Here is a 12,255-nt window from a genome sequence, read left to right as displayed (position 1 = left end):
GACCTGCCGGTTGCCCGTGGTCGGTTGCCCGCTGGCTGGTCACGCCGGGTTGGGCAGCAGGACCCGGTAGCCGACGGACTGGCCGTACGTCATCAGTGGGCGCAGGGTCGGGACCAGCTCGGTCGGCTCGGACGCCCAGTGGCGTCCCCGGTTGCGTTCCATCCGCCGCTGCCGGATCGCCGCCTGCTCGCGCCGCAGGTGGGCGAGCCGTCGGGATGCCGTGGAGCGACCGGAGTGCCAGTCCAGCCAGCGCAGCCACCAGTCGCGGATCATTTCAGTGATCATTTCTTCTCCTTGATCAAACTCAACTGTCAGCGCCTGGGTAGTCGGTACAGCCCGCGACGCTGCACGAATATCTCCCGCCGTTCGGCGGCGTTGCCGTAGCCGTCGATCACGTACCCGGTGATCCAGATCCAGCCGTCGTACGTCCACTTCCGGTCGACCGAGATCACCCGCATCCGGAAGGCTCGGCCGTCGGCGAACTGCACGCTCGCTTCGCGGCCGATCAGCAGGACGTCTCCCGGTTTCGGCTCGGGTGTGGCGACCAGGCGGCTATCCGCCACGCCGGCACAGCGGCCACGTCGGACGGCCGCACACCGGGCACCACCTGGACTTGACCTTGAACGACCACAGCCCGGCACAGAAGCCGAGCAGCGCCGCCCCGACAACCGCCCCGAATCCCAGCATCGGTATCCCTTCCGGCCGCACCGTGGCCGCCATTGCGATCATGAAAACTCTGTCACTCGCGTCGATGGGACCCCGGGGAGCAATCCAGCCGGGGGGACTCCCCGGGGTCAATTTCCACCCTGGACTCTCAGGCCCGACAAGAGCAAGATGCCAACAGGGCAACGGAAAGCCGCCGGCAGTGGTCCGGCAGCCAGTAGACAAAGTCGAGTGATTTGGGGGACGTGAAGACCTATGTCTGCGAGCGAGTATCTGGTAATAGAGCTACGCCGCATCCGGGAGTCGCTGGGGCTCACTCAGGAGTCGTGGGCGGAGCGCGTCCACTTCTCGGCAAAGCACGTGGGCTCCATCGAGCGCGGTGAGCGGCCGGCGCTGCCGGACTATCTGGCCTCGGTCGACAAGGCGTTCGGCACCGCGTTGATGAAGTTCTACCGGGAGTTCGTCGTCGGCGAGCGCACGCCGGTCTGGTTCCGGCCGTTCAGCGACCACGAGGGCGGTGCGACGCTGATCCGGGCGTTCCAGCCGCTGCTGATCCCCGGCCTGCTGCAGACCGAGGCGTACGCCGAGGCGGTGCTGACGGCGTACCGGGTGCCCGAGGAGGCGGCGGCGATCGCGTTGACCACGCGGATGGGTCGGCAGGCCATCCTGCGGCGGGAGAAGCCCTGCCAGCTTGCCGCTGTCATCGACGAGAGCGTGCTGACCCGGCGGGCCGGCAGCCCCGAGATCATGCGGGAGCAGTTGACCGCACTGGTCGAGGCCTGCCAGCGGCCGAACATCCAGGTGCAGGTGGTGCCGTCGGAGGTGGGCGTCTACCCGGGGATGGACGGCGCGTTCGTGCTGGCCAGCGTTGACGGCCGGACGGTCGGCTTCCTGGACAGCCATCTGGACGGCCGGGTGGTGGAGGCCCCGGACGATACGGCGGCCTTGGAGGGGACCTGGGAGACAATCCGGGGGTACGCTCTGCCACATCACCAGAGCCTTGACCTGATCACGAGGACGGCTGAGAAATGGACCTGAGCACCGCCCCCAGTTGGCGCACCAGCACCTACTCCGAAGCCGGCTCCTGCGTCGAGGTGGCTGACAACCTGCCCGGCCGGGTCCTGGTCCGGGACACCAAGGACCGCAGCGGCCCGATGCTGACCTTCGGCCCGGCCGCCTGGCGCTCCTTCGTCGAGCTGGCCAAGCAGCACTGACGGCCTGACGCCTACCCCGGCGCGACAGCCGGAGAGCGCCGGCCCTGCCTCGGCAGGGTCGGCGCTCCCGCATCGCTCGCTGGGCGCAGCGAGGCTTCCGGGCGAGCGTTTCAATTTTGAAATCGCGGTTGACGCAGCAGCTTCCTCGGGAGCTGCCCTTGATTGAGTGCCTTGGCCTGGCAGTTGGTCGAGAACATCCTGCGGCCCTGGCTCGGTGGGTGGGACCGCGGGGAGGCGTGCAGCGGTGGCGTCCGATAGTAGGTTCGGCGGGTGACGCCCGACGAGACCGCTCCTGAGCCGCTGACGGCAGCGCAGCGCTTGGCGGCTGCCCTGGGCCAGCCGTTGCCGCTGCCGCTGAGCGCGGATGAGTTCGCGGAGTTGGAAGCGGCGCAGGACCGCGCGGACGCCGACGCTGAGCTGATCTGGGGCGTACGGGGGCAGGCAGCGGCGTGAGGCCGCGCCCCACCACAAGTCTTCGACGGCTCGGCACCGATCGAGGCAAGGGCGACCGGAGTCGCGCGTCGAGTGGAGGGCTCAGGTACCTAATCCTGCGGTGGTGAGGTGTCTGAGCCCTCCACTCGACGTCGTTCGCACCCCATGGCTCGCCGTTTCTGTGGTTCCCTGCTCCTATGCCTTCGCCTGCCAGCACGTTGCGCGCCGCTGACCAGATCGCCTACCTCGACCAGGCGGCCTCCAGCGATCCGGGGCGTCGGTACAAGCGGCAACTGTTGACGGCGTTGGACCTGCGACCAGGACACACCGTGCTGGACGTCGGCTGTGGACCGGGCACTGACCTGCCCGCGATGGCTGTCGCCGTGGGCGGCGACGGAGCAGTTCTCGGCATCGACCACGACCCCGAGATGGTGGAGCAGGCCCGGCACCGGACGGCCGCGTACCCGCAGGTGTCCGTCCGGTCCGGTGACGCCCACGCCCTGCCGTGCGACGACGCCAGCGTCGACCGTGCCCGTACCGATCGGGTGCTGCAACATCTCGCCGACCCAGGGCAGGCGGTGGCCGAGCTGCGACGGGTCGTCCGCCCCGGCGGGCTGGTCGCGTTGGCCGACCCGGACTGGGACACCCTTGCCATCGACGCCGTCGACACCGCGACGAGCCGGGCGTACGCCCGCTTCATCGTCAGTGACGTGGTGCGCAACGCGGACATCGGCCGGCAGCTCGGCCGGCTCCTGGCTGACGCCGGTTTCGAGGTCGTCGCCGTGGACGCGACCGTTGCGATGTTCCGCGACTACGACGAAGCGGAGGCCGTACTGCGGATGCCGGCAGTGGCGCGGCATGCCTGGCAGTCCGGAGCGCTCGACGAGGCCAGCGCGCGGTCCTGGCTCGCCAGCCTGACCGACGGCCCGTTCCTGGCCGCCGTCACGTTCTTCACCGCCATCGGCCGCGTCCCAAAACCGAGGGCCAGCGCCCGTGCAAGCGAAACGTGAGAGGCTCGGTTGCGGAGGGACCACGGTTTGCATCCTTTCTTGCGCCACCTCACGCTGAAACTTCAGTCGGTGCGACTATCAGATGAGGTATCCAGCCAGTGACAAGACTATGGTGAGCTCGCCAGATGCCAGTGCTAGGTATCCAGCATCTCTGGCTCTCTCCTTGCTCTTCATGTCATATGGCTTTAATAAGAGCTTGTTGTAGACAGAAATGTCCCCTGCTGTCGTTCGCGAACGAACCACAGTAACGAGCCCAGCCACGGCGACAGCAAGGCCGCCGGCGGCGACTCCTGGCAAGGGTGTCAGAGAGTCTCCCCACTGCAGAATTAGGAGCGATGCCGACACCATGGCGAAGGTCGAAGCTGCCCCGATTCCAGTCCTGATCTCGTTCAGGCGAACAAAGAGTGGGGGGTGATCGCGAATGTATTCATCATCATCCTTGAAGTTGAATGAATCTCGATTGCGCCAGAATGTCGTCTCCTCTGGTTGCGCGTTGAGTCGCCCGTACTTCTTGTCACGGTTCATGTAGGACAAAACCGTGAAAATCGCACTCACGACACTTGCGATCATCGCAATGAATGCGACAGTGTTGCTATCCAACACGCCTCCTTTGGACCGCTGTCCAAGCTGGATTCTACCCTGGCTACGAAAGGCGCGTCGGCGGTGCTAAACCCGTCAGTCGATCATGCTCCACCTCAGCTGAAATCCAACTCGGCGGGTCAGTGCTTCGCGGATCGGACGTTGGGAGCCCACTCGTCGGCGAAGGTCTCCATCTGCCGAATCACCAGGTCGACAGCGGCCCGCTCGTGGTCCGGCGGGTAGTCGTAGCGGGCCAGTAGGCGCCGGATGTGGCTGCGCAGCTTGGCGCGCACCGGCTCGCGGGAAAACCAGTCCACTGTGATCGACGACTGGATCGACTTGACCAGCTCCCGGGCGATATCGGCGAGGGTGCCGACCCCCATCAACTCGGTAGCCGCCTCGTTCTGCGCGACGGCGTCGTAGAAGGCCAGCTCGGCGTGGTTGAGCGGCGGGTCGAACCGCTGACCGCGCCGGGCGTCCGCCGACACCTCCTTCGCCAGCTCGACCAGCTCGACGATCAGCTGCGCGCTGGTCAGCTGCTGCCGCATGTAGCGGTTCATCAGGTCTTCGAGCAGTGCGGAGAAGCGCTCCTGGCGTACCACGTTGTGTTTGGTGACCTCGCGCATCTTCTGCTCGATCAGCCGGCGCAGCGCGGACACCGCCAGGTGTGGGGTTTCCGAGTCTTGCAGGCGCTGCAACGCCACCCCGTTGAGATCGGTGATGTCGAGCCGGCCGAGCCCGGCCTCCTCGTAGATGTCGGTGATGGCGGCGGCGTCGACCACCTGGGCGGCGAGATGGGCGAGGTAGCGCTCCACCTCGGCCGTGTTGGGCAGCCCTTTGGCTTCCCGGTCGGCGGCCTCCTCCTTGACGATCCAGACCCGGACGTCCCGGAAGAACGTGATGTCGCGGCGCAGCCGTTGGATGTCGCCGGCCCGCTCGACGAAGTCACGGCTGGTGGCGCAGAGCGTGTAGAAGCGCTCCAGCCGGCCAGCCGAGTCACGGAACCGCTGGTGCAGCGGCTTGGTGCCGGGCTCGACGGCGTTGCCGGGGGTACGCGGGTCGCGCAGGTAGTTGGCGGCCTTCCGGATCGCCCGCACCCGGCGGATGTGGTCCTTCTCGTTGTCGAGGATCGCCCTCCAGTTGATCGGAGCCAGCATCGCTTCGATGACGGCGATCTCGTTGTGCACCTCGCCGATGGCCCGATCGATCTCCCGGCCGAGGGTCTGGTCCTCCTGGTCGCGCCGGCTGTACTCGGTGAGCGCCTTCCGCAGGTTCTCGGTCAGCGGGGCGTAGCCGACCAGCAGTCCGTCCTGTTTGCCCCGGAAGCGGCGGTTGACCCGGGCCAGGGCCTGCATCAAGTTGGCGCCCCGCATCGGCCGGTCCATGTAGATCGTGTGGATCGGCGGGGCGTCGTAGCCGGTGAGCAGCATCGAATGCACGATGAGCAACTCCAGCTCGTCGTCCGGGTCCTTCGCCCGAGCCTGTACGGTCTTGAGCTGCGACGGGCGCAGGTGATGCGGACGCAGCAGCTCGTCGTCCGTGGGCACCCCATGGAAGACGATCTTCATCTTGCCCTTGTCGACGGCCGGGTCCGCCCAGTCGGGCCGTAGCTCCTTGATCGCGTTGAAGATGCGGACGCAGATCTCCCGGGTCGCGCCGACCAGCATCGCCTTACCTGGCCCGCCGAGCTGCGGCTCCATCAACGTGCGCCGCTCCTCCCAGTGGTCGACCAGGTCCTTCGCCAGGGTTTCGACCCGGTCCGGGGCACCGTAGATCGTGTTGAGCGTCGCCACCTTGGCTTCGGCTTTGCGCCGCTCCCCGTCGTCCAGGCTGGCGGTGAGCTGCTCCACCTCTTCGTCGATGGTGTCGGGGTCGATGTCCGGTGGCAGCGACACCGGGATGATCCGCGGCTCGTGGTAGACCCGCACGGTCGCCTCGTCGTCGACGGCCCGCTTGAGGTCATACACGTCGATCTCTTCTCCGAAGACCGCACGCGTGTTCCTGTCAGCTTTGGAAACCGGAGTACCGGTGAAAGCAATGAAGGTGGCGAAAGGAAGTGCATCACGAAGGTGCCGCGCGTAACCCTTCAGAGTGTCGTAGTGGCTGCGGTGCGCCTCGTCAACGATTACCAGGATATTGCGTCGGTTGGACAGAAGGGGATGTGCTTTGCCGGCGTCGTGTTCCTCCTTCGTGCGTCCGAACTTTTGCAAAGTTGTGAAGACAATTCCGCCAGAGTTTCGACGGGTTAGCTCGGCGCGCAGCTCAGACCGGTCTTCGACCTGCACCGGTTCTTGCCCGAGCAGGTCCTGGCTTTCCTGGAAAGTGGAAAAGAGCTGGTCATCAAGGTCATTGCGATCGGTGAGCAATACGATGGTCGGGTTCCTCAGGGCAGGATGGCGGGCGGCCATCGCCGCCGTGTAGACCATCTCCTCCGACTTTCCGGAGCCCTGGGTGTGCCAGACGAGGCCAGCCTTTCCGTCACCCTGCGATGCCCGGACGATGCGCTCGACAGCACGGATGACCGCTAAGTGTTGGTGCGCCTTGGCGATTCGCTTTGTTCTCGGAGTGAAGTTGACGAACCCGGCGGCCAGATCCAGGAAACGCCGCTGGTTGAACAGGCCGTGCAGGGCGACGGACAACGCCTCCGGGCCGTCGTACTCCGGGGAGCTGGTGTCGACCCGCTGGCCCTCGTCGTCGATGTTCCATGGCGCGAAGTGCTCGTAGGCCGTGAACGGTGTGCCGTACTTCGCGGTGATCCCGTCGGAGATCAGGCAGAGCACGGCGTGCCGGAACGCCAGCGGGAACTCCGCGAGGTACGTCTGAAGCTGGGCGTGCGCGCCGGGCAGGCTGGCGTGCTCATCGGTGGCGTTTTTCAACTCCACCATGGCGACCGGTAGGCCGTTGACGTAGAGCACGATGTCGAACCGGCGTCGGAAGTCGCCGTCGATGACCAGGACCTGGCTGATCGCCCGGAAAATGTTGCGGCCGGGGTCGTGCAGATCAACCAGCCGTACGGTCGGGTTGTGCTCGGCACCGAACGAGTCGGTGTAGACGATCGACCGGATGCCGTTGACCAGCCGCTCGTGCGCTGCCCGGTTCTCGGCGAACGCTTCCCGGGAGGCCACGTCGGTGGCGGCCCGCACCGCGTCGGCGACCGCGCCCTGCGGCAGTGTGGGGTTGAGCAGCTCGATCGCTGCCCGCAGGTCCTCGACGAGCACCAGGTCGGCCCAGGTCTGACGCTGCCCCGACCCTGGCGCGAAGTCCTTGCCCGCACCGGGCTCCCACCCGAGCTCCCCGAGCTGCTCCAGCGCGTGCGACTCCCAGTCCGCCTCGCCCATCCGCCCGTCCCACCCCATCGTGACCCTCCCCAGAGTCTCTTCTCACCTAAACCGCTTCTTCGACGACCTTCTCGGCGTCCTTCACCCGCAACCGCCCCGACATCAACTCCGGCAGCAACGCGTTCCGTAGCTCGATAAGCGAGCGCTTCTCCAACAGGCTGGCGGCGATGCGACGGTGGATTTTTTCCAGGACGTCCGAATACCGCTTCCTGTTTTCTTGCGCTGGTAGCGGTAGTTTCCATGACGGCATTTCCGTTAATGAAATTCGATCTACTGTTGCCCCTTGAGTGGCGCGCTCCCTTATTTGGCGATTGAATGTCGGGCTCAAATAGGAGTGCAACAGCAAAGCGCCCGATATTTCTGGCGACTTGGAGCGAAGGACCGCCATCCTGCGTCCAAGACTTGCGCGGATGCCGGGAAGCATTAGTGCCGCATCCCCCAATCGTGTCTCATATGAGAAAAGAACATCCCCTTCTTGTGGCCGGACTCGACGAGTCCATCGCGGGAACTCATCTTCGGTCATGCGGGCGGATTCATCAAGATCCAAAATGCCGGCCTTGAGGCTGCTGATACTGAGGAACCATGGGCCCTTGGTGGTTTTCGTGGGGGTGGCGTGTGGTCCGTCGAGAACCATCGCAACCTCGGCAATTTCTGGAGATGCTTGAGCCTCGAGAACTGAAGTTTCAAAGATAGTCTGTGCTAATTTAGCTGATGCTGCAACGATGCGGTGGTTCACCACGATCTTGTCGTCGAGGGCTTCAAGTAGGGTGGCTATTTCCTCTTGCCTTTCACTTGCTGGAAGGGAGAATTTGAAGCTAGCTATCTGTTGGCTGCTGATGTGAGGAACAGATGTTCCGGTTTGCACGGAAAGAAGATAACTAGTAAAATCAGGGCTACCTACAAGATAGGTCAGGAATCGCTGACTTAGGGGCGGTTTGGCGCGGAGTAATGCGACCCTTTGAACCAATAGACTGGGCATATCCTCCAGTCGGACTCTTGCAAACTTCAAGCCTGCCTGGATCCACGGTCGATCCATCGCGAGAACGACATCCCCCTCTCGAACTTGATAGGTTTCGAATGATTGTAGGTCGTTACTTGGCCAGCGCTTAACGCCTTCCCATCGCAGATGGCCTTGCCCAATATTGTCGCCTCGGAGTAGGCGAATATCGGCAGGGTTGGCTGTGAACTGTAAGCTCTTGAATGGATATCCAGTGACAATTTCAGTTACCTCACCGAGGCTTACCCGGTCAGACATCGAGCCTCCCGAGTTGGGTGCGGACGACGGCTTCGAGGCGGGTGGACTCGTCGAAGTGGGCGTACAGCTCTTTGGTGAGGCGTTCGATGCGGTCGGCGAGTGGTTCGGCGTCCGGGTCCTCTTCGACCTCGGCGGCACCGACGTACCGGCCTGGGTTCAGCACGTAGTCGTGGGCGGCTACCTCATCGACGGTTGCCGAGTAGCAGAAGCCGGGCACGTCCTCGTACTTCTGGTCTTTGGTCTTGGCCGACTTGGTGCCGCGCCAGGCGTGGTAGGTGTCGGCGATCTTGGCGATATCGTCGTCGGTGAGGATGCGCTCGGTGCGGTCGACCATGGTGCCGAGTGCGCGGGCGTCGATGAAAAGGATCTCGCCGCGCCGGTCGGCCAGCGCCTTCGCGCCCTGCGGGGTCTTGTCCTTGGTCAGGAACCACAGGCAGGCGGGGATCGCGGTGGTGCGGAACAGGTTCGGCGGCAGGGCGACCATGCACGCCACCAGACCCGCCTCGACCATCGCGCGGCGGATCTCGCCCTCGCCGGACTGCTTCGACGACATCGAGCCGTTCGCCAGGACGATGCCGGCGCTGCCCCGGTCGCCGAGCTTGTAGGCGATGTGCTGCAGCCAGGCGTAGTTGGCGTTGCTCAGCGGCGGCACGCCGTAGCGCCAGCGCGGGTCGGATTCGCGGCGGGCCCAGTCGCTCATGTTGAACGGCGGGTTGGCCATGATGAAATCGGCCCGCATGTCCGGGTGTTTGTCGTCGGCGAAGGTGTCGGCCCACCGGTCGCCGGTGCCGACCGGGTCCATGCCGTGGATGGCGAGGTTCATCTTCGCCAGCCGCCAGGTGCGCTCGTTCGCCTCCTGGCCGTAGATGGCGATGTCGTGGGTGTGCTCACGGCCGGCGCGGGCTTCGACGAACTTCTTCGACTGCACAAACATGCCGCCCGAGCCGCAGCACGGGTCGTAGACCCGGCCGGAGTAGGGCTCCAGCACCTCGACGATGACTCGGACCACGCTTTCCGGCGTGTAGAACTCGCCGGCCCGCTTGCCTTCGGCGCGGGCGAACCGCTCCAGGAAGTATTCGTAGACCTCGCCGAGGACATCCTGCGCCTTGCGCTCGCCGTGGCCGGTGAAGCGGGCGTCGCTGATCAGGTCGACCAGCTCCTTCAACCGCTTCTGGTCGACGTTGTCCCGGTTGAAGATCTTCGGCAGTACGCCGGTCAACGCCCGGTTCTCCCGCATGATCGCGTCCATCGCGTCGTCGAGCAGCTTGCCGACCCCGGACGGCGCGTTCTCCACCAGGTAGTCCCAGCGGGCGTTCTCCGGCACCCAGAAGACGTTCGCGCTGGTGTACTCGTCACGGTCGTCGAGGAACGCGGCGCGCCGGCTCTCCGGGATGTCGGACAGGCTCTCCGCGATCTGGTAACGGCGCTCGGCGAACGCGTCCGAGACGTACTTCAGGAAGACCAGGCCGAGGACGAACTCCTTGTACTGTGCGGCGTCCATCGATCCGCGCAGCTTGTCGGCGGCCTTCCACAGAATGTCCTGGATCTGCTTGGTGCTGGACATGCCGGGCAGCTCGCCCTGTCCGCTGGCACGTTTGCGTGGGGGCACTGTGTGTTCCGTTCTCTCGATCAGAAGTTCGTACCGTACAGAGTCGTCAGGGTGCCGTCGGCGAAGCCGGTCACGGCGAGTTCGCGTAACTCGGCCAAAAGACTTGCCTGCCGCCGCAGGAGGCGTTCGCGCTCCGCCAATCGGCGCAGCACGTCGTCCAAGCGGGCCACCTCGTCGGCGGCCAGGTCGGGGATCGTGGCGTCGCGCAGCCGTGCGCCGCGCACCGCGCCAGGGCTGCGGGTGGTGTTGCGGGCGGTGCCCAGCAGCGCCGCCAGGACACGCGGGGTGAGCGGATCGCCGGCGCGGATGCGCAGCCCGGCGGCCGGGCGCTCGATCACCGAGAAGCCGTCGTCGTCCACCATGACCCCGAACCCGGGGGTGGTGGTCACCACCAGGTCACCCGGCTCGGTGAGCGCGACCTGCGGATACTCCGCCGCGAGCGTGAGCCGGTCCATCCACCGGGACGACGACCCCGCGAGCACCTCCGCCGGGCCGAGCACCCGGTGGTGGCCCCGGCGTCCGATGTGCTCCGGCGACAGCCGGTGCCCGGCGAGCTGGCGGACCCGGCGAGCCCTGCGGAGCGCGTCGACGGACAGCTCCTTCGGCCTGCCGCCGTCGCGCTGAGCCGCGCCGGTGACCAGCTCGCCGTGCTCCTGCGCGTACCGGATGAAGCTTTGCTCCTCGTCGCTCAGACGGCGCTCGACCTCGCCGATCAGCGCGGGCCGGTCGGCGGCCAGCCGGGCCCGCAGGGTGACCGACGCTGGACCCGGCGGCCGCAGCGCCGCACCCCGACGCAGGTCGAGGCTCGCCAGCGCGACGATCCGGCCGGTCCGTGGATCGTGGCCGTCGCTGCGGTGACCCTCGGCGCGCCACAGGGTGATGTCCTCGGCGGCGGCGTCGACAGTGCGGTGGTCGAACGTGGCCCCGCTGAGATCGGCCAGCAGCAGCCGGCCCCGGACGGCGGGGACCGGATCGCGGGTCAGCACCCACATTGCGGCCGGATAGCCGGGCCGCGCCGGATAGACCCCGCCGGGCAGCCGTACGACCGCCTCGACCATGCCGCTGCTCAGCAGCGCCGTGCGGCGCATCACCGCCGCCCCGTCCCGCAGCTCGTCGACGAGGCTGCTGGCAGGGCCGACGACGATGGCGGTACGGCCCGCACCGAGCAGATCGGCGGTCGCCTCGACGGAGTCGAGGTCGGCGGCAGCGTCACGGCTCTCGGCCGGCCGGTACGGCAGCCGCGTGACGATCAGATCGGGGTCGGCGAACTCCTCGCTCAACTCGTCGATGCTCACGTCGAACTGGAACTCGTCCAACCCTGCCAGCAGCAACCGTCGGCGGATCAGGCGGACGAGCCCGTCGTCGGCGACGGACGCGACGAACTGGAGACGGGCACGGTCCTCGACGTCGTCGAACAACGCCGTCAGCAGGTCACCGGTGCCGGCGTTACCGTCGGCGATGGTGACGGGGCGGCCGCTGCGTAATCTGCCCGGCACGTCGGCGACCTGACGGATCAGCGCGACCAGCTCCGGGGTGAGCGCATCCGCCGCCAGCTCCGGCCAGCCGAAACGGTTGGCGTTGCTGAGCAGTAGCCGGCAGGCGTGCCCGGCGTCGTACGCACCTTCGATCAGCTGCTCGACCAGCTGGGTCAGGTCGCCCGGCTCGGGCGTGTCGGCCAGCTCGCGCAGCAAGAACTCGCCGTCGGGGTCGAAGCGGCGGGCCAGCGGCAGCAGGTCGGCGGGCAGCTCCCGGCCGGCGAGGTGGCGCAGGCACAGCGCGGCGCTGAGGACGGCGACCGTGCGTCGGCCGCCGTGCCGTCGGGCGTACGCCGTCAGCGTGTGCAGCGTCTGCTCGGCGCGCAGCGTCTCCGGGTCGGCGTGGCCGAGGCCCGTGTGCAGCAGCCAGGCGAGGACGGCGTCAGCTGGGAAGAGTGGCTGCTCGTCGCTGCCGGAGACGGGCGCCGGGAAGCCCGGGTGCCGGCGGCGCCAGTTCATGATCGCCGGCTTTCTGACCCGCGCCAACTGGGCGATCTCGCGCTGCGACATCAACGCCGTCTGCTCCATACCTTCACCCCCTCGGCTGCGATGCCAACTGTAGGAGCCCTCACGTTCCGATGCCTGATAGTGCTTGTTATCCCGGGATAACAGCAATGTGC

At 66.5% G+C, this 12,255-nt stretch carries 11 protein-coding genes; 4 read left to right on the top strand and 7 right to left on the bottom strand.

Annotation, left to right across the window (positions count from 1 at the left end; genetic code table 11):
* Window positions 1-39: 39 nt before the first annotated feature.
* The gene (locus tag ACN28F_RS14815) at window positions 40-285 is read right to left on the bottom strand and encodes a hypothetical protein (RefSeq protein ID WP_421358251.1); all 246 of its coding nucleotides are present in this window, start codon (window positions 283-285) and stop codon (window positions 40-42) included.
* 26 nt (window positions 286-311) lie between these two features.
* Complete coding sequence (locus tag ACN28F_RS14810; RefSeq protein ID WP_289208550.1) at window positions 312-563, bottom strand: hypothetical protein; 252 nt, start codon at window positions 561-563, stop codon at window positions 312-314.
* A gap of 355 nt (window positions 564-918) precedes the next feature.
* Between ACN28F_RS14810 and ACN28F_RS14805 the strand changes: the two genes are divergently transcribed.
* The 4 genes from ACN28F_RS14805 (at window position 919) to ACN28F_RS14790 (ending at window position 3,319) form a co-directional block, all read left to right on the top strand.
* On the top strand, window positions 919-1,701 hold the full coding sequence (locus ACN28F_RS14805) for a helix-turn-helix domain-containing protein (RefSeq protein WP_421358249.1): 783 nt from the start codon (window positions 919-921) through the stop codon (window positions 1,699-1,701).
* Window positions 1,692-1,877 (top strand): DUF397 domain-containing protein, encoded by a 186-nt coding sequence (locus tag ACN28F_RS14800; protein ID WP_282224857.1) that lies wholly within the window; start codon window positions 1,692-1,694, stop codon window positions 1,875-1,877. Before ACN28F_RS14805 ends, ACN28F_RS14800 begins: the two co-directional genes overlap by 10 nt.
* A 270-nt stretch (window positions 1,878-2,147) precedes the next feature.
* Window positions 2,148-2,330, top strand: coding sequence for a hypothetical protein (locus ACN28F_RS14795; protein WP_421358247.1), 183 nt, complete (start codon window positions 2,148-2,150; stop codon window positions 2,328-2,330).
* Between the two features lie 176 nt (window positions 2,331-2,506).
* Window positions 2,507-3,319 carry a methyltransferase domain-containing protein gene (locus tag ACN28F_RS14790; protein ID WP_421358246.1) on the top strand — a complete coding sequence of 271 codons (813 nt, stop codon included), beginning with the start codon at window positions 2,507-2,509 and terminating at the stop codon, window positions 3,317-3,319.
* 78 nt (window positions 3,320-3,397) lie between these two features.
* Here ACN28F_RS14790 and ACN28F_RS14785 read toward each other — a convergent pair whose 3' ends face one another.
* From ACN28F_RS14785 to ACN28F_RS14765, 5 genes are all read right to left on the bottom strand, one after another.
* Window positions 3,398-3,919: a hypothetical protein gene (locus ACN28F_RS14785; RefSeq protein WP_421358245.1), complete on the bottom strand. Its 522-nt coding sequence runs from the start codon at window positions 3,917-3,919 to the stop codon at window positions 3,398-3,400.
* Window positions 3,920-4,038: 119 nt separating this feature from the next.
* Entirely contained in the window at window positions 4,039-7,254 is a 3,216-nt protein-coding gene (locus tag ACN28F_RS14780) for a type I restriction endonuclease subunit R (RefSeq protein WP_421358243.1), read from the bottom strand.
* Window positions 7,255-7,282: 28 nt separating this feature from the next.
* Window positions 7,283-8,491: a restriction endonuclease subunit S gene (locus tag ACN28F_RS14775; RefSeq protein ID WP_421358242.1), complete on the bottom strand. Its 1,209-nt coding sequence runs from the start codon at window positions 8,489-8,491 to the stop codon at window positions 7,283-7,285.
* Window positions 8,484-10,100 (bottom strand): type I restriction-modification system subunit M, encoded by a 1,617-nt coding sequence (locus tag ACN28F_RS14770; protein WP_421358241.1) that lies wholly within the window; start codon window positions 10,098-10,100, stop codon window positions 8,484-8,486. Before ACN28F_RS14770 ends, ACN28F_RS14775 begins: the two co-directional genes overlap by 8 nt.
* A 20-nt stretch (window positions 10,101-10,120) precedes the next feature.
* Window positions 10,121-12,163 (bottom strand): SAM-dependent DNA methyltransferase, encoded by a 2,043-nt coding sequence (locus ACN28F_RS14765; RefSeq protein WP_421358240.1) that lies wholly within the window; start codon window positions 12,161-12,163, stop codon window positions 10,121-10,123.
* Between the last annotated feature and the right edge of the window lie 92 nt (window positions 12,164-12,255).

Origin of the sequence: Solwaraspora sp. WMMA2101, from assembly GCF_049179175.1 — a bacterium.
In the GTDB taxonomy this organism is placed as follows: domain Bacteria; phylum Actinomycetota; class Actinomycetes; order Mycobacteriales; family Micromonosporaceae; genus Micromonospora_E.
The sequence above is the reverse complement of the archived record's forward strand: the minus strand, read 5'-3'. Positions and strand labels throughout refer to the sequence as shown.

Excerpts from the sequence above, each read along its gene's own strand:
- ACN28F_RS14815 (WP_421358251.1), bottom strand. The coding sequence starts at position 285 with ATGATCACTGAAATGATCCGCGACTGGTGGCTGCGCTGGCTGGACTGG.
- ACN28F_RS14805 (WP_421358249.1), top strand. The coding sequence starts at position 919 with ATGTCTGCGAGCGAGTATCTGGTAATAGAGCTACGCCGCATCCGGGAG.
- ACN28F_RS14800 (WP_282224857.1), top strand. The coding sequence starts at position 1,692 with ATGGACCTGAGCACCGCCCCCAGTTGGCGCACCAGCACCTACTCCGAA.
- ACN28F_RS14790 (WP_421358246.1), top strand. The coding sequence starts at position 2,507 with ATGCCTTCGCCTGCCAGCACGTTGCGCGCCGCTGACCAGATCGCCTAC.
- ACN28F_RS14780 (WP_421358243.1), bottom strand. The coding sequence starts at position 7,254 with ATGGGGTGGGACGGGCGGATGGGCGAGGCGGACTGGGAGTCGCACGCG.
- ACN28F_RS14775 (WP_421358242.1), bottom strand. The coding sequence starts at position 8,491 with ATGTCTGACCGGGTAAGCCTCGGTGAGGTAACTGAAATTGTCACTGGA.
- ACN28F_RS14765 (WP_421358240.1), bottom strand. The coding sequence starts at position 12,163 with ATGGAGCAGACGGCGTTGATGTCGCAGCGCGAGATCGCCCAGTTGGCG.